This window comes from Polaribacter marinivivus, from assembly GCF_042651285.1.
Taxonomy (GTDB): Bacteria; Bacteroidota; Bacteroidia; order Flavobacteriales; family Flavobacteriaceae; genus Polaribacter; species Polaribacter marinivivus.
Window position 1 is genome coordinate 1441103 of the sequence record NZ_JBHSCY010000001.1, and the last position, 15948, is coordinate 1457050.

The 15948-nt window shown below is 29.0% G+C and carries 17 protein-coding genes; 13 read left to right on the forward strand and 4 right to left on the reverse strand.

Going from position 1 to position 15948, the window contains the following annotated elements:
- The first annotated feature begins 25 nt into the window (after positions 1-25).
- The 4 genes from ACFOWD_RS06815 to ACFOWD_RS06830 are packed head-to-tail and all read left to right on the forward strand — an operon-like array spanning position 26 to position 5599.
- Positions 26-1777 carry a M14 family metallopeptidase gene (locus ACFOWD_RS06815; RefSeq protein ID WP_377409167.1) on the forward strand — a complete coding sequence of 584 codons (1752 nt, stop codon included), beginning with the start codon at positions 26-28 and terminating at the stop codon, positions 1775-1777.
- A 2-nt stretch (positions 1778-1779) separates the two neighbouring features.
- Positions 1780-2883 (forward strand): lactonase family protein, encoded by a 1104-nt coding sequence (locus ACFOWD_RS06820; protein WP_377409169.1) that lies wholly within the window; start codon positions 1780-1782, stop codon positions 2881-2883.
- Positions 2884-2918: 35 nt separating this feature from the next.
- Positions 2919-3383, forward strand: a complete 465-nt coding sequence (locus tag ACFOWD_RS06825) for a (2Fe-2S)-binding protein (RefSeq protein WP_298992320.1) — start codon at positions 2919-2921, stop codon at positions 3381-3383.
- Positions 3380-5599 carry a xanthine dehydrogenase family protein molybdopterin-binding subunit gene (locus ACFOWD_RS06830; protein ID WP_377409171.1) on the forward strand — a complete coding sequence of 740 codons (2220 nt, stop codon included), beginning with the start codon at positions 3380-3382 and terminating at the stop codon, positions 5597-5599. Before ACFOWD_RS06825 ends, ACFOWD_RS06830 begins: the two co-directional genes overlap by 4 nt.
- Before the next feature lie 22 nt (positions 5600-5621).
- On the opposite strand, the gene ACFOWD_RS06835 is transcribed toward ACFOWD_RS06830, so the two are convergent.
- Together ACFOWD_RS06835 and ACFOWD_RS06840 are read right to left on the reverse strand one after the other, a co-directional pair.
- Positions 5622-7250: a SulP family inorganic anion transporter gene (locus ACFOWD_RS06835; RefSeq protein WP_377409172.1), complete on the reverse strand. Its 1629-nt coding sequence runs from the start codon at positions 7248-7250 to the stop codon at positions 5622-5624.
- Between the two features lie 50 nt (positions 7251-7300).
- Entirely contained in the window at positions 7301-7897 is a 597-nt protein-coding gene (locus ACFOWD_RS06840; RefSeq protein WP_377409174.1) for an NUDIX hydrolase, read from the reverse strand.
- Between the two features lie 7 nt (positions 7898-7904).
- Here ACFOWD_RS06840 and pyrE point away from each other — a divergent pair, with 7 nt between their 5' ends.
- Entirely contained in the window at positions 7905-8546 is a 642-nt protein-coding gene (gene pyrE / locus ACFOWD_RS06845; protein WP_377409176.1) for an orotate phosphoribosyltransferase, read from the forward strand.
- A gap of 16 nt (positions 8547-8562) precedes the next feature.
- On the forward strand, positions 8563-8952 hold the full coding sequence (locus tag ACFOWD_RS06850; protein ID WP_298992333.1) for an SRPBCC family protein: 390 nt from the start codon (positions 8563-8565) through the stop codon (positions 8950-8952).
- Here ACFOWD_RS06850 and ACFOWD_RS06855 read toward each other — a convergent pair.
- Positions 8949-9677, reverse strand: coding sequence for a biotin--[acetyl-CoA-carboxylase] ligase (locus ACFOWD_RS06855; protein WP_377409178.1), 729 nt, complete (start codon positions 9675-9677; stop codon positions 8949-8951). The two genes, ACFOWD_RS06850 and ACFOWD_RS06855, sit on opposite strands and share 4 nt — an antisense overlap.
- An 86-nt stretch (positions 9678-9763) precedes the next feature.
- Between ACFOWD_RS06855 and rsfS the strand changes: the two genes are divergently transcribed.
- From rsfS to ACFOWD_RS06890, 7 genes are read left to right on the forward strand one after another with little or no spacing between them, the layout of a single operon-like run.
- Complete coding sequence (gene rsfS, locus ACFOWD_RS06860) at positions 9764-10132, forward strand: ribosome silencing factor (protein ID WP_298992338.1); 369 nt, start codon at positions 9764-9766, stop codon at positions 10130-10132.
- 20 nt (positions 10133-10152) lie between these two features.
- Positions 10153-12123, forward strand: coding sequence for an ATP-dependent zinc metalloprotease FtsH (gene ftsH / locus ACFOWD_RS06865; RefSeq protein WP_298992340.1), 1971 nt, complete (start codon positions 10153-10155; stop codon positions 12121-12123).
- Positions 12124-12131: 8 nt separating this feature from the next.
- Complete coding sequence (locus tag ACFOWD_RS06870) at positions 12132-12716, forward strand: LUD domain-containing protein (protein ID WP_377409181.1); 585 nt, start codon at positions 12132-12134, stop codon at positions 12714-12716.
- A gap of 1 nt (position 12717) precedes the next feature.
- The gene (locus ACFOWD_RS06875; protein WP_377409183.1) at positions 12718-13512 is read left to right on the forward strand and encodes a phosphatidate cytidylyltransferase; all 795 of its coding nucleotides are present in this window, start codon (positions 12718-12720) and stop codon (positions 13510-13512) included.
- A 2-nt stretch (positions 13513-13514) separates the two neighbouring features.
- Entirely contained in the window at positions 13515-14171 is a 657-nt protein-coding gene (locus tag ACFOWD_RS06880) for a phosphatidylserine decarboxylase family protein (RefSeq protein WP_298992345.1), read from the forward strand.
- Entirely contained in the window at positions 14146-14439 is a 294-nt protein-coding gene (locus ACFOWD_RS06885; RefSeq protein ID WP_298992347.1) for an acyl-CoA-binding protein, read from the forward strand. The genes ACFOWD_RS06880 and ACFOWD_RS06885 overlap by 26 nt, the downstream gene beginning before the upstream one ends.
- Positions 14440-14443: 4 nt before the next feature.
- A complete protein-coding gene (locus ACFOWD_RS06890; protein ID WP_377409186.1) occupies positions 14444-15067 on the forward strand; it encodes a YceI family protein in 624 nt (207 codons plus the stop codon).
- A gap of 5 nt (positions 15068-15072) precedes the next feature.
- Here the strand turns inward: ACFOWD_RS06890 and ACFOWD_RS06895 are convergent, their stop codons facing one another.
- Positions 15073-15948 (reverse strand): TIGR01777 family oxidoreductase, encoded by an 876-nt coding sequence (locus ACFOWD_RS06895; protein ID WP_377409188.1) that lies wholly within the window; start codon positions 15946-15948, stop codon positions 15073-15075.

Sequence of the window (15948 nt, forward strand, 5' to 3'; positions counted from 1 at the left end):
TCTAAAAACACTATAAAAATATCAAATGTTTAAAAAAAGCCTATTATTAGTAATCCTATTTTGTATCATTTTTTCATGTAAAAACAATACAGAAGAAAATAAAGATTTTACAACACTTTTTGAAAACTCAAGAGGAACTGAAACACCAGAATATGATGAGGTGATTTCTTTTTATAAAGATTTAGCTGATTCTTATACTAAAATATCGATGTTTTCTTTTGGGCAAACAGATTCAGGTAAGCCTTTACATTTAGTAGTTTATAGTAGTGAAAGTATTTATAATGTTGATGAAATTAAGAGTTCTTCAAAAAACAGAATCTTAATTAATAATGGAATTCATCCAGGAGAATCAGATGGAATTGATGCTTCTATGATGTTGTTAAGAGATATTGTTCAAAATGATTCTCTTCAAAAAAAATATCAAAATTCTATCATTTGTGTAATTCCAATTTACAATATTGGAGGCGCTTTAAATAGAAATTCGCACACAAGAGCCAATCAAAATGGACCAGCTGAATATGGTTTTAGAGGTAATGCAAGAAATTACGATTTAAATAGAGATTTTATAAAACAAGACACCAAAAATGCTGCTGCTTTTGCAGAAATTTTTCATGCTGTAAATCCAGATGTTTTTGTAGATAATCATGTAAGTAATGGAGCAGATTACCAATATGCAATTACACATTTATTTACACAACATAATAAATTAGGAGGTAGTTTAGGAAATTTTTTAAGTACTACAATGAAACCTGAAGTTGAGCAATCTTTAAAAGAAAAAGGCATTGATATAACTCCTTATGTAAATGTTTGGGGTTCTACTCCAAAAAGTGGTTGGTCTCAATTTTTTGATTCTCCAAGATATTCTACAGGGTATACAACATTGTTCCACACATTAGGATTAATGGTAGAAACACACATGCTAAAACCTTACGAAATTAGAGTAGATCAAACCTATGCTTTAATGCATTCAGTTTTAAAATTCACAGAAGAAAATTCAGAAAAAATAAAAGAACTAAGAGCAAATGCTGCTAAAGAAATTTTAGCTAAAAAAACATACCCTATTCAGTTTAAAATAGATAGAGAAAATTATAGTGATTTACTTTTTAAAGGTTATGAAGGTGAAATTATTGATAGTAAAGTTACTAATGGAAAGCGTTTATTTTATGATAAGACAAAACCTTTTGAAGAAGTTGTAAAATACTATGACAATTTTATTGCCACAAAAGGTATAGATATACCTAAAGCTTATATAATTCCTCAAGGTTGGCATGATGTAATTCAAAGGTTAAAAAATAATCAAATTGAGTTTATAAGATTTAAAAATGATACTTCAATTCAAGTTGAAGTAAATCATATTAAAGACTTTAAAACAAGAACAAATCCTTATGAAGGTCATTATTTACATTACAATACAACCATATCAAGTTCAATAGAAACTGTAAAATTTAGGAAAGGAGATATTTTTATTGATACCAACCAAAATGGAGTTAGATATTTGCTTGAAACTCTAGAAGCTGAGGCAACAGATTCTTTCTTTAATTGGAATTTCTTTGATACGATTTTACAGCAAAAAGAAGGCTATTCTTCTTATGTTTTTGAAGATGTTGCTCAAAAATACTTGTCTGAAGATGCCTTGTTAAAACAAAAGTTTGATGAGAAATTAAATAACGATGAAGACTTTGCAAACAATCCAAGAATGCAATTAGATTTTATCTACAAAAATTCCCCACATTATGAGAAAGCTCATAAACGTCTACCTGTTTTTAAAGTAAAATAATTATGAAAAAAATAATATTATTTTCAATCTTAACTATCATTATGAGTTGTAAAGAGCTAGACGTAAAAGATGAGAAATCAATAGAATTTTATGTTGGGACTTATACAAATGGAGCTAGTGAGGGTATTTATAAATATCAACTAGATACAAATGGAATGCTTTCTAAAATAGGTTTAGTGGCAAAAACAAATAATCCATCATTCTTAGCAAAAACTAAAGACAATAAAACATTATTAGCTGTAGATGAAACAGATGAAAATGGAATAGGTTTTGTAAAATCATTCAAAATAGATAATGATACTTTACTATTTAGAAGTAAATCAAAATCAGGAGGAGCACATCCTTGCTTTATAACTATAAATGAAAAAAATCAAGTTTTAGTGGCTAATTATACTGGAGGAAATGTTGGTTTTTTAGAAATAGACAATCAAAATGGATTAACTAATTTATTATCAGTGCAACAGCATTTTGGAAAAGGAACAACTGATAGACAAAAATCACCACATGCACATTCTGCATGGTTTCATCCTGCAAAGCAAGAGATAATTTCTGTAGATTTAGGTACAAATGAATTGTGGTTTTCAACTATAAATAATGAAAAAAACGAACTTGAATTTACAAATCAGAAAACATTAAAAATGGATGTTGGAGCAGGTCCAAGACATTTAACTTTTCATCCTAATCATAAGTGGATATATATTTTAAACGAATTAAATAACACAGTTTCTTTAGTTGAGGAAGTTGACAATAGTTATGTTTTAAAAACTACAATCTCTATGTTGCCTAAAGGATATGATAAATACACAAAAGGTGCAGATATTCATATTTCTAATGATGGTCGTTTTTTATATGCTTCAAATCGTGGGCATAATTCAATTGTTATTTATAAAGTTGATAGTAAAAGTGGTAATTTAAGTTTAGTTGGTTTTGAAAAAACAAGAGGTCAAAATCCTAGAAATTTTTCTTTATCACCAGATAATAAGTTTGTAGTTGTTGCCAATCAAGATGATAATAATTTAGTTTCTTTTAAAAGAAATCAAAAAACAGGAAAACTTACTTTTATAAGTGAAGTTTCTGCACCAAATCCTGTTTGTATTTTGTTCTAAAAATTACGTAACTTAGAGACTTAAATTTTATCTAAGTGAGTACAATTTTATCAATTAATGGAAAATCTTACACTGTAGAAGTGCAAGAAAACATGCCTTTACTCTGGGCAATTAGAGATATTGTAGGTTTAACAGGTACCAAGTTTGGTTGTGGTGTTGCACAATGTGGTGCTTGTTCTATTTTAATTGATGGCCAACTTACAAAATCTTGTAGTATGCCAGTTTCTTATGGAATAGGTAAAGAAATTTTTACTATAGAAGGCTCTTCAGAAAATTTAGAGGTTTTACGTGAAGCTTGGAATGATGGTAATGTACCACAATGTGGTTATTGTCAATCTGGTCAACTTATTGCAGCCACAGCTTTGTTAGATAAGATAGAAAGCCCTACAGATAAAGATATAGATGATGCTATGAGTAGTAATATTTGTAGATGTGGAACGTATAGTAGAATTCGAAAAGCAATACATAAAGCAGTTGAATTAAAAAATCAAAAAGCATGAGCAATATTCATCAAGTAAATCGTAGAGATTTTATGAAGCTTTTTGGTTTAGCTTCTACAGGTATTATATTAGGATGTACAGCACAAACTGCCAAGAAGAAATTTAGTCCTGAAATTAATAAAGACTTTTTTGCGCCTAATTTATTTATCCACTTAGAGAAAAATGGAAACATCACATTAATTGCTTCTCGATCTGAAATGGGTCAAGGAATAAGAACATCTTTAGCTTCTGCAATAGCAGACGAGTTAGAAGCAGATTGGAAATATGTTGATGTAAAACAAGCAACAGGAGATGCTAAATATGGAAACCAAAATACAGATGGGTCTAGAAGTGTAAGAACACGTTTAGAACCTATGCGTAAAATGGGTGCTGCAGCTAAAATGATGTTAATTACTGCAGCTGCAAATAAATGGAATGTAAATGAAAGCGATTGTAAAGCAGAAAATCATTATGTAATTAATACAATTTCTAATGAAAAAATATTTTTTGGAGATTTAGTAGAAGATGCTTCAGCTCTGCCTGTACCTAATGAAGATAATATTCAACTTAAGAAAGTAGAAGATTTTAAATACATAGGTAAAACTTTAAAAAGTGTCGATTTAAACCATTTTACACATGGTACAGCAACTTATGGAATAGATGTAAGAATTCCGAATTTGAAATTTGCAGCTATAGCTAGATGTCCAGTAACTTTTGGTACAGTTAAATACTATGATAGTACAAATGCAAGGAAAGTAGAAGGAGTAGAAAAAGTAATTAAAATTGATAGGAAAAAACCAGGAATTGGTCAGCAGTTTTATGGATGTTTAGGAGGTGTTGCAGTTATCGCCAATAATACTTGGTCTGCTTTTCAAGGAAAGTTAGATTTAGATATTGTTTGGGATTTTGGAGACAATAAATCATTTGATTCAGAAGAGTTTAAAAAAACACTTACTCAACGTATTCAAAAAAATGGAAAATTAGTTCCAGGCAGTAGAGGTAATGTTTCAACTGCTTTTAACAATGCAAATAAAGTTGTTGAAGCAACTTATCATGTTCCTTTTTTAGTGCATGCACCTATGGAAGTGCCTAATGCAACAGCTTGGTATCAAGATAATAAAATAGAAGTTTGGGCTCCTGTTCAAGATCCACAAACAGCAAGAGCAGAATTAGCTCAATTTTTTGAGATTCCTTTAGAAAATATTACGATAAATGTTACTTTTTTAGGAGGTGGTTTTGGTCGTAAATCTAAGTCAGATTTTGTGGTAGAAGCTGTTACAATATCAAAAGAAATTAAAGCTCCTGTTCAATTAGTTTGGACTCGTGAAGATGATATTAAACACAGTTTTTATCATGCAACAAGTGTGCAATATTTAAAAGGAGGAATTGATGAAAAAGGTAATGTTTCTGGTTGGTTACAAAGAGTTGCTTTTCCTTCAATAGTATCTTCATTTAAACCTTTATCTGATTATGCATCTGGTTTTGAATTAGGACAAGGATTTACAAATAATCCTTATGATTTAGAAAATTTTAGATTAGAAAGTGTAAAAGCAGAAGCACATTTAAGAATTGGTTGGTTACGTTCTGTTGTGCATATTCATAGTGGTTTTGGTAATAATTCTTTTGTAGATGAGCTAGCTTTTGCAGCAAATATAGATCCTGTTCAATTTCATTTAAATTTAATTGGAAAAGATAGAGTTATTAAAGGAAAATCAGACTATCCTTATGACACTAAGAGAATGAAAGATGTTCTAAATAATACAGCAAAAATAGCTGATTGGAATAAAAAAAGACCTGAAAACCATGGAATGGGTATTGCTATTCACTACAGTTTTTATAGTTACGTAGCTACAGCTGTAGAGGTTTCTATGAATGATGGTAAAGTTAAAATAGAAAACGTCTGGACAACCATTGATTGTGGATTGGTTTTAAATAAAGACAATGTTATTAATCAATTAGAAGGTGCAGCTATTTTTGGTTTGTCTATTGCTTTATTTGGAAAAGTATCAGCTAAAGAAGGAGCTGTAGAGCAAAATAATTTCTTCGATTATCAAATGACAAGAATGAAGCATACACCAAAAATACATGTTGATATTTTAGATAAAATGAATGAAAAACCTACAGGAGTAGGGGAACCAGGAGTACCTGTAATGGCGCCAGCAATATGTAATGCAATTTTTAATGCAACTGGTAAACGTTATCGTTCTTTACCTTTAATTGATGAAGGATTGATATAAAGAATTAAAAGTATTAAAAGTATTAAAACTTATATTCACCTAAAGGTTTGGGGAAATCTTCTGGATTTGCAGCCAAATGATATCTTGGGTCATCAATATCTTCTACAATGATATCAGTAAAAATAGGACTTGCTTTGTATAACAATACTTTACAATCTTCACTTAGATGTTTTAATGTAATGTTCTTTCCAGCTGTATGATATTTTTCTACTAATGCAAAAATTGCTTCTATAGCAGAATGATCTGAAATACGAGCTTCAACAAAGTCAATCTCAACGTTTTCTGGATCATTTTTTACATCAAATTTACTATTGAAAGCAGAGATGCTTCCAAAGAAAAGAGGTCCCCAAATCTCATATATTTTTGTGCCATCTTCTCTAAAACGCTTTCTAGCTCTAATTCTCTTTGCGTTTTCCCAAGCAAATACTAAAGCAGAAACTATAACTCCAGATACAACAGCTATTGCTAGATCAAAAATTACAGTTAAAGAAGAAACAAGAATCAATACAAAAACATCTGTTTTTGGTATTTTATTCATAATTCTAAAACTAGACCAAGCAAATGTGCCAATTACAACCATAAACATTACACCTACTAAAGCAGCAATAGGAACTTGTTCTATTAAAGATGATGCAAATAGAATAAACATTAATAAGAAGACAGCAGCTGTAATTCCAGATAATCGACCACGTCCACCACTTTTAATGTTAATAATTGATTGACCAATCATGGCACAACCACCCATTCCTCCAAATAAACCTGTGATAATATTTGCTCCTCCTTGAGCCATACATTCTCTGTTAGTATTTCCTCTGGTTTCTGTTAAATCATCAATTAAATTTAGTGTCATTAAAGATTCAATTAAACCAATTGCAGCTAATATTAAAGCATAAGGAAAAATGAATTTAAGTGTTTCTAAATTTAAAGGTGTATTAGAAAACGTTTCTAAAACAGGTACTGGAAAACCACCTTCTAATCCTGTTCCTCCTCCATCTCTAATAAAAGATCCCACAGTAGCTACATCTAGATTCGAAAAAATTACAATAGAAGAAACAACTAAAATGGCGATTAAGGCTTCTGGTAATTTTTTTGTAGCTTTTAGTTTAGGTAAACCCCACATAATTAACATAGTTAATCCAACTAAGCCAATCATATACCATAAAGAACTACCTTCTAACCAAGTTTTTTCTCCATTTACAGTTTTGGTAAACATACCTAATTGTGATAAGAAAATTACAATGGCTAAACCATTTACAAATCCCATCATTACTGGATGTGGAATTAATCTTACAAACTTTCCTAGTTTAAAAACTCCTGCTAAAACTTGAATAATACCCATTAACATAACAGTTAAAAATAAATAGTAAAGTCCTAAATTTTCATCAGGATTACCCATTGCATTTCCCTCTGCTACAAGAGAAACCATAACCACAGCTAAGGCACCAGTTGCTCCAGAAATCATTCCTGGTCTACCACCAAAAATAGAAGTGATTAATCCAATCATAAAAGCTGCATATAAACCCACTAAAGGATCTACACCTGCAACAAAAGCAAAAGCTACAGCTTCTGGCACTAATGCTAAAGCAACAGTAATTCCAGAAAGGACATCATTTCTAACATTTTTAACACGTTTGGTGATAAATTCAGTCATAATTTTGTAAATTTTTTAAGTCGGCAAATATAGAATGTTTTTTTAGATATCTAATTGTCTTTATAACAATCGTAAACCAATCTTATATTCGCATAACTTTCTTTTAAAATAGTATCTATACTTTCTTCTTTAATAAATTCTACTTTAGTTATACCTTCTTCTATTTGAGGTATTAAAGGTTTATCATAATTAGAATTCATTAAAAACCAATAGGTTAATTTTAGTTTATTTTTATTTTGAAAATAGATATGATAAGTTGTAATAAGTTGTTTTTCAATAGTTAAATTAAAAATACTACATTCTTCTTCTACTTCTCTAATTGCAGCAGTTTCTATAGATTCATTTTTTTCGATTCTCCCTTTTGGTAAATCCCAAATATTATTTCTGTAAATAAAAAGAATATCGTTTTTGTTATTTTTTACAAGTCCACCAGCTGCTGGAACAACTTTGATTTGAGTTAAAAAATAGTTCCAACCAGACTCTAAATCAGGTGTATACAAATAAACACCATCAATTATTTCATTTCTGAGTTTATGAATAATTTCATCTAAAACAATGTTTTTTAAAATGTAAACAGGAAAATTATTTTCTTTTTGTGAAGAAGATGTAATAATTATCGGCTTTTCATTTACAAAAACTTTATACATTTGTCTTATGATTATGAACAAAGATACAGCAAAAAAAACAGCCGAACTTTTATTACAAGTTAAAGCTATAAAGTTAAGTCCAAGTAAGCCTTTTCAGTGGGCTTCTGGATGGAAATCACCAATATATTGTGATAACAGAGTAACCTTATCTTATCCTTCTGTAAGAATTTTTTTGAAAGAAGAAATTGCTAAAATAGTTGAATTAGAATATGGCAAGCCAGATGTAATTGCTGGAGTTGCAACAGGTGCAATTGCTATTGGTATTTTAGTTGCTCAAGAGTTGGGAGTGCCATTTGTTTATGTAAGGCCAGAGCCAAAAAAGCATGGTAGAAAAAACCAAATAGAAGGGTATTTAGAAAGCGGACAAAATGTTGTGGTTATAGAAGATTTAATAAGTACTGGTAAAAGTAGTTTAAATGCTGTAGATGCTTTAAAAGAAGAAGGAGCTGTTGTTAAAGGTATGGTTGCTATTTTTTCTTATGGATTTGAAATTGCATCGAATAACTTTAAAGAAAAAAATGTTAGTTTAAAAACACTTAGTAATTACGAAAACCTATTAGAACAAGCTCTTGATAGCAATTATATTTCTGATAAAGAATTAGTAACTTTACAAAGTTGGAGGTCTAATCCAAGTGAGTGGAATCAATAAATAAAATCAACTAAAAATGAATATACAAGGAAACAGAGTTGTTGTAGAAAAATCTCAAAAAGAAACTTTTGAATTTTTAACAGATCTTAAAAATTTTGAGCAATTAATGCCAGAATCTATCCAAAAATTTGAAGTTGATGGAGATTCTTTCATCTTTGGATTAAAAGGAATGCCAGAAATAAGGTTGGTTTTAAAAGAAAAAACAGAATATTCTAAAGTTGTTTTAGGTGCAGCTAGTAGTAAATTAGATTTTCAATTAATTGCAAATATTGATGAAATTGATGAAGATTCATCTGAAGTTCAATTAGATTTTAATGGTCAATTTAATATGATGATGCAGATGATGGTTAAAAAACCATTAACTTCTTTTATAGAAACACTTACAGATAATTTAGAGACAGTTTAAAGAAAACTAATTTCTTTAATTGCAAATTCTTCAACTCCATTATTTTCACTTTCTACGAGTAAATTTCCATTTGTAGCAATACCAATAATTTTACCAAGAAAAGTGATTCCTTTATCTGTTTTAAACATAGAGGGTATATCTTTTTTATACAAAACAGCTAAGTATTCGTTTTCTAAATTAGAAAATAACTTTTTATTTAAAAGTTCAAATTGAAATTTAAGTTGTTTTATTAGATCTATTAATAAATCATCTAAATTTAATTCATAACCTAAGATGTTGTTAAGAGAACTTACTCTTTCTAAATTGGGAAAGTTAACCTGATTCACATTTAGCCCAATTCCAATAATACTGTTGTTTATTTTGTTGTTAGATAACGAATTTTCGATTAATATTCCACAAATTTTTTTATTAGCTGACATAATGTCGTTTGGCCATTTAATAAATAAATTTGGAATTTTATATATTTCAAGTACTTTAAAAATAGCCAAGCTCACAGCAAAGTTTATGTATTTTGCTTCGTTAGTTTTTAATTTCAATTCATTAACTAAAACACTGAATGTTAAGTTTTTAAATGGTTCAGAATACCAGTTAGCATCTCTTTGTCCACGACCTTTTTGTTGATTTTTTGTAACTACAATTGTAAAGTTTTCTAATGAAGAATCTTTGTTCAATTCTTTTAAAAAAGAGTTGGTAGAATCAATGGCATCAAGTTTGATTATTTTCAATTGTTAAATAATGTATAAACAAGTTTAATTATACATACAAAACTCGTAAAAAAATAATAACTTTGCGTTAAATTATAAGAATATTAATGACTAAGAAACAAGTAAGCACAGACGATTTAATCGCTGTAATTATTAAGGGGATTGATGATGTAAAAGGAGAGGAAATCCAACTACTAGATTTAAGAGAAATAGAAAACACAGTTTGTGATTATTTTATAATTTGTTCTGGTAACTCTAATACCCAAGTAAATGCTATTTCTAATTCTGTACAAAAAATTGTAAGTAAAGAAGTAAAAGATAAACCATGGCACATAGAAGGCCAAGGTAATGCTGAATGGGTTTTAATGGATTATGTTAATGTAGTAGTTCATATTTTTCAAAAGCAAGTTAGAGATTTTTATGATATAGAAAGTCTTTGGGGAGATGCAAAAATCACCGAAATTAATCCAGTTTAATCTGATAGATTTTAAATTACATGAATAATACAAATAAAGATAATAAAACAAATATGCCTAAGTTTAAATTTAGTTCTTACTGGATTTATGGGGCTATATTTATAGCAATAATAGCTTTTCAATTTTTAAATAGTGGAGATTTAGCTTCTAAAAGTATTTCTAAAAATAAGTTTGATGAAATCTTAAATGACAATGATATTCAGAAAATTACTGTAGTAAATAAAGATGTTGCTCAAATTTATTTAACTAAAGAAGCATTAGAAAAAGAAAAACATAAAAAATACACTACTTCAGCTTTTTATAGACCAGGCTCTCCTGTATATGAATATAATTTTGGAGATCAACAAAACTTTGAAAACCAAGTATATAAAGCTAAAGAAGAGAATAAATTAATTGTAGATTTAAGAAACGAAGAGCAAACTAGCATTTTTGATGCAATCATTGGTTTCTTGCCTTTTATCATTCTAATTTTAATTTGGGTATTCTTTATGAGAAGAATGTCTGGAGCAGGAGGTGGTTCTGGAGCAGGAGGTCAAATTTTTAGCATTGGTAAATCTAAAGCAAAACTATTTGATAAAAATACAGATGTTAAAACAACATTCGAAAATGTAGCTGGTTTAGAAGGTGCTAAAGAAGAAGTGCAAGAAATTGTAGATTTCTTAAAAAGCCCAGAAAAATATACTGCTTTAGGAGGTAAAATTCCTAAAGGTGCTTTATTAGTAGGACCTCCAGGAACAGGTAAAACATTATTAGCAAAAGCTGTTGCAGGTGAAGCTGGAGTGCCATTCTTTTCTTTATCAGGTTCAGATTTTGTTGAAATGTTTGTTGGTGTAGGTGCTTCTAGAGTACGTGATTTATTTAAGCAAGCACAACAAAAATCGCCTTCAATTATTTTTATTGATGAAATAGATGCTATAGGTAGAGCAAGAGGGAAAAATAGTATGACTGGAGGTAATGATGAACGTGAAAATACCTTAAATCAGTTACTAACAGAGATGGATGGTTTTGGTACAGATACTAATGTAATTGTATTAGCTGCAACAAATAGAGCAGATGTTTTAGATAAAGCTTTAATGAGAGCAGGTCGTTTTGATAGACAAATTTATGTAGACCTACCAGACATTAATGAAAGACAAGAAATTTTTGAAGTTCATATAAAACCTTTAAAGTTAGCAGAAGATGTAAATGTTGAGTTTTTAGCACAACAAACTCCTGGTTTCTCTGGAGCTGATATTGCAAATATGTGTAATGAAGCTGCATTAATAGCTGCTAGAAAAAGTAAAAAAGCAATTCAACATCAAGATTTTTTAGATGCAGTAGATAGAATTGTTGGTGGTTTAGAAAAGAAAAATAAAGTAATAACTCCAAAAGAGAAAAAGGTAATTGCTTATCATGAAGCTGGTCATGCAACAGTAAGCTGGATGTTAGAACATGCAGCACCATTAGTAAAAGTTACTATTGTACCAAGAGGTCAATCTTTAGGAGCAGCTTGGTATTTACCTGCAGAAAGAATGATTGTTCAAACAGAGCAAATGTTAGATGAAATGTGTGCCACTTTAGGAGGTAGAGCAGCAGAAAAAATTATTTTTGATAAGATTTCTACTGGAGCTTTAAGCGATTTAGAAAAAGTGACTAAACAAGCAAGAGCAATGGTTACTGTTTATGGCTTAAATAGTGAAGTAGGTAATATAACTTATTACGATTCTTCTGGTAATGATGCTTTTGTAAAACCTTATAGCGAAGAAACAGGTAAGAAAATAGATAAAGAAATTTCTAAAATGATAGAGTTTCAATATCAAAGAGCTATAGAGTTATTAAAGAAGAATAAAGAAAAGCTAACAGTTTTAGCAGAATTGCTATTAGAAAAAGAAGTTATTTTTAAAGACGATTTACAAAAAATCTTTGGTAAGAGACCTTTTGAAGAATTAGATGTCGAAGTTAAGACAGATGAAACTAAAGAGGAACCAAAAGATACAGTATCTGAAGAATAATTTTTTTAATGAATTTTTTTAAGAAGCTTTTTAATATCCAAGACGAAAAGGATAAGGAAATTAAAAGTCAAGAGGTAAATTTATCTCTTGACGATTTGTTTGTACACAATTTTGTAAAAAAAGGAGGTAAGTTTCTATACTGTATCAAAGAACAGGAGGTTAAAGAAAATTTAAGAAACATTCTTAAAGAGAATAATTGGAGTTCTGTTTATTTGTTAAATAATAATTTAAAGAATCTATTGCCATCTAAAGAAATAGAATCATCTTCTTTACCTAAAGCAGAATATCCAGTGTTTACTTCTTGTGAACATTTAATTGCAGAAAATGGAGATATTATGTTTTCTTCAAATCAATTAAGAAGTAAGAAACTTATAGAATATCCAGATAATTTTATTGTTTTAGCAACTACTAGTCAAATAGTAAAAAATACGGGTCAAGGATTAACAGGTATTAAAACCAATTCTAAAGACTCTTTACCTACTAATATTTCATCAATTAGAAATTATCAGATAAATAAAAATGACGATAATTTTCTGAACTATGGAAACAGTAATTCAAAAAACTTATATTTGCTGCTGTTAGAAAATTTATAATATGCGCAACCTTTTAAGAAGGAGCTTTTCTGGGATAGTTTATATATTACTTTTTATATCATCTATACTTTTTTCTCAATACACTTACCTTATATTAACTAGTATTTTTGGTTTTTTATGTATTTGGGAATTTTCTAAAATCATAAATTTAAAAGGATTTGCATCTTATATAATATTTGCATTATTACTTTTTTTAATAATTCAAAGGCAAGAAAGTTATCCAGTAGTTTTAATATTAGGCATAACTATATTATCAGGCATCTATTTTTTGTATCAACTTTTTGCAAAAAAAGTAACTACATTTAGAAATGATAGAGAAAAATTAGGCCTTACAATAAGGTACGTTATTTTTTCAATGGCATTTCTAATATTACTACCTTTTTATGATAATGTTTTTCATCCTTATTTAATGATAAGCATATTATCTATTATTTGGGTAAATGATTCTTTTGCATTTCTTGTTGGTAAAAATATTGGAAAGAATAAATTATTTGTTTCTGTATCTCCAAATAAGACTATAGAAGGTTTTTTAGGTGGATTAGTGTTTGCATTATTAGCTTCATTATTTATAAGTAAATACAATACTAGCTTCTCAATGTTAAATTGGTTGGTTATTGGCTTTATAGTATCTGTCTTTGGAACTTTAGGAGATTTAATAGAATCAAAATTTAAAAGACAAGCTAATATAAAAGACAGTGGAAATTTAATGCCAGGTCATGGAGGTATTTTAGATAGGTTAGATAGCTTGTTGTTTGTAGCTCCATTCGTATATTTGTATATCAATTTTATTATATAAGCATGATTCGTTTTCATAAAGAAGGTTATAAAATTATAGTTGTTACTTTTATTATTGCTATTTCTATAATCTTATTAGCAGATAAATTCGTAGATATTTTATGGCTTGCAAAATCTATTCAAGTATTAACTTTAGTTTTTGTGATAATTGTTTTACAATTTTTTAGAAATCCAAAAAGACTTACTGCTATAAATGATAATACAATTATTGCTCCAGTTGATGGTAAAGTAGTTGTAATTGAAGAGGTAGAAGAGCCAGAATATTTTAAAGATAAGAGATTACAAGTTTCAATTTTTATGTCTCCCATTAACGTACATGTAACTAGATATGCTATTGGAGGTAAAGTAAATTATAGTAAATATCATCCAGGTAAATACTTAGTTGCTTGGCACCCAAAAGCATCTACAGAAAACGAAAGAACTACTATTGTAGTAGAAAATGATTCTGTTGGAGAAATATTGTACAGACAAATTGCAGGAGCTTTAGCAAAAAGAATTGTAAATTATGCTACTGTAGGTGAAACAGTTGTTCAAGGTGAAGATGCTGGTTTTATTAAATTCGGTTCTAGGGTAGATGTTTTTTTACCTATTGGTACTAAAGTAAATGTAAATTTAGGAGATAAAGTTAAAGGTGGTGTCCAAGTTATCGCAGAAAAATAATAATGAAGATGCTAATTTAGATGATAATTTTCAAAAAGCTTTTGAAGAAATCTCTAAATTAAAAGAAGCTATTGCTCCAGATTTAATGCTAAAGTTCTACGCTTATTATAAACAAGCTACTTTTGGAAATAAGTTTACATTTAATAGTGGTTTAGATGTAAGAAGTGCCTTTAAATTTAATGCTTGGATGCAGTTAAATGGTATGAGTTCTACAGACGCAAAAAAAGAGTATATTAAATTGGCAAACAATATTTTAAATAAAAAATAAGATCATGAAAAAATTTAGTTTATTATTATTTTTAGTGGCAACAACATTCCAGTTTTCATCTTGTAAATCAGATGCTAATAAAGATAAAAATGGAACACAAATAGAAAAGGTGCCTGCAGCAGCTTTTGTTGTAGAAAATGCAAAAAACGATATTAACTTTACAGCTTATAAAACAACAGAAAAAGTTGCTGTTGGGGGTAAATTTACAAGAGTAGATGTAATTTCTGGAGGAGAAGGAGCATCTGTTAAAGAAGCTATACATAATACAGAGTTTTCAATTCCTGTAACTACTTTAGCAACTAAAGATTCGAGTAGAGATTATAAAATTAGAAAGTTTTTCTTTGGTGTAATGGAAAATACAGATTTATTAAAAGGTAAACTTTTAATCAATGATGAAACTACTGGTACAGCTAAAATAACTATGAATGGCGAAACTAAAGATGTACCATTTACTTATACAATTAAAGATAAAATATTTAATATGAAAGCAACTATAGATGTAAACGATTGGAATGCATCAGCTGCTTTAGCAAAATTAAATGAAGTATGTAAGTTATTACATACAGGTGCAGATGGTGTATCTAAAACTTGGAGTGAAGTAGCTTTAGATATTACGTCTACATTTTAAGAATATTACAAATTACTTAATGCTTTATTAAGTGTTTTAAATCGAAAAGGGTATCCATTCTTTTCGATTTTTTTTGATGATAATCTAGAGCCTTTAAGTAACATTTGAGACATATCTCCAAACATTAATTTTAAAGCAAAACTTGGCACATTTATACCAATAAAAGGTCTGTTTATATTTTTTGCTAATGCTTTAGAAAATGTTTTACTTGTGTGATGTTCAGGTGCTACAGCATTAAAAACACCCTCAATATTATTTTCTATGGTATAAATATACATTTCAGCTAAATCATCAATATGTATCCAAGGTAAATATTGATTTCCTGAACCTAAAGGAGAGATTATGGGTGTTCTCATTTTTTCTAAAGCTCCACCTGTTTTAGATAAAACAATACCTGTTCTTAAAATAGTAATTGGAACTTTTAAGGCTTTAAATTGGTGAGCAGCATCTTCCCATTTCTGGCAAACTTCACCTAAAAAATCATTTCCAGGTTTATCAGTTTCTTTAAATATTTTATCTGATGTTACTGCTCCATAATAACCACTTCCAGAAGCAGAAATAAAGCCTTTTAAATCAAGATTTAATTCCTTTACCTTTTTTAATAATAAGTTCGCAGTTTCAACTCTACTATCAATAATTACTTTTTTTCTTTTATCTGACCAACGTTCATCAGCTATACCAGCTCCAGCCAAATGTATTATATAATCTATATTTTCAAATGCTTTATCATCTATAAAGTCATTTTTAATATCCCATTTAAATTCATTTTGTTCCTTAGGGTTTCTACTAAGAATAACAACTTCATGGTTTTTTTCTAGTAGTAATTCTGTTAACCTTGACCCTACTAAACCTGTACCTCCTGTAATTAAAACTTTACTCAT

Coding starts and splice junctions, on each gene's coding strand:
- ACFOWD_RS06815 (WP_377409167.1), top strand. CDS start 26: ATGTTTAAAAAAAGCCTATTATTAGTAATCCTATTTTGTATCATTTTT.
- ACFOWD_RS06820 (WP_377409169.1), top strand. CDS start 1,780: ATGAAAAAAATAATATTATTTTCAATCTTAACTATCATTATGAGTTGT.
- ACFOWD_RS06830 (WP_377409171.1), top strand. CDS start 3,380: ATGAGCAATATTCATCAAGTAAATCGTAGAGATTTTATGAAGCTTTTT.
- ACFOWD_RS06835 (WP_377409172.1), bottom strand. CDS start 7,250: ATGACTGAATTTATCACCAAACGTGTTAAAAATGTTAGAAATGATGTC.
- ACFOWD_RS06840 (WP_377409174.1), bottom strand. CDS start 7,897: ATGTATAAAGTTTTTGTAAATGAAAAGCCGATAATTATTACATCTTCT.
- pyrE (WP_377409176.1), top strand. CDS start 7,905: ATGATTATGAACAAAGATACAGCAAAAAAAACAGCCGAACTTTTATTA.
- ACFOWD_RS06850 (WP_298992333.1), top strand. CDS start 8,563: ATGAATATACAAGGAAACAGAGTTGTTGTAGAAAAATCTCAAAAAGAA.
- rsfS (WP_298992338.1), top strand. CDS start 9,764: ATGACTAAGAAACAAGTAAGCACAGACGATTTAATCGCTGTAATTATT.
- ftsH (WP_298992340.1), top strand. CDS start 10,153: ATGAATAATACAAATAAAGATAATAAAACAAATATGCCTAAGTTTAAA.
- ACFOWD_RS06870 (WP_377409181.1), top strand. CDS start 12,132: ATGAATTTTTTTAAGAAGCTTTTTAATATCCAAGACGAAAAGGATAAG.
- ACFOWD_RS06875 (WP_377409183.1), top strand. CDS start 12,718: ATGCGCAACCTTTTAAGAAGGAGCTTTTCTGGGATAGTTTATATATTA.
- ACFOWD_RS06880 (WP_298992345.1), top strand. CDS start 13,515: ATGATTCGTTTTCATAAAGAAGGTTATAAAATTATAGTTGTTACTTTT.
- ACFOWD_RS06890 (WP_377409186.1), top strand. CDS start 14,444: ATGAAAAAATTTAGTTTATTATTATTTTTAGTGGCAACAACATTCCAG.
- ACFOWD_RS06895 (WP_377409188.1), bottom strand. CDS start 15,948: ATGAGTAAAGTTTTAATTACAGGAGGTACAGGTTTAGTAGGGTCAAGG.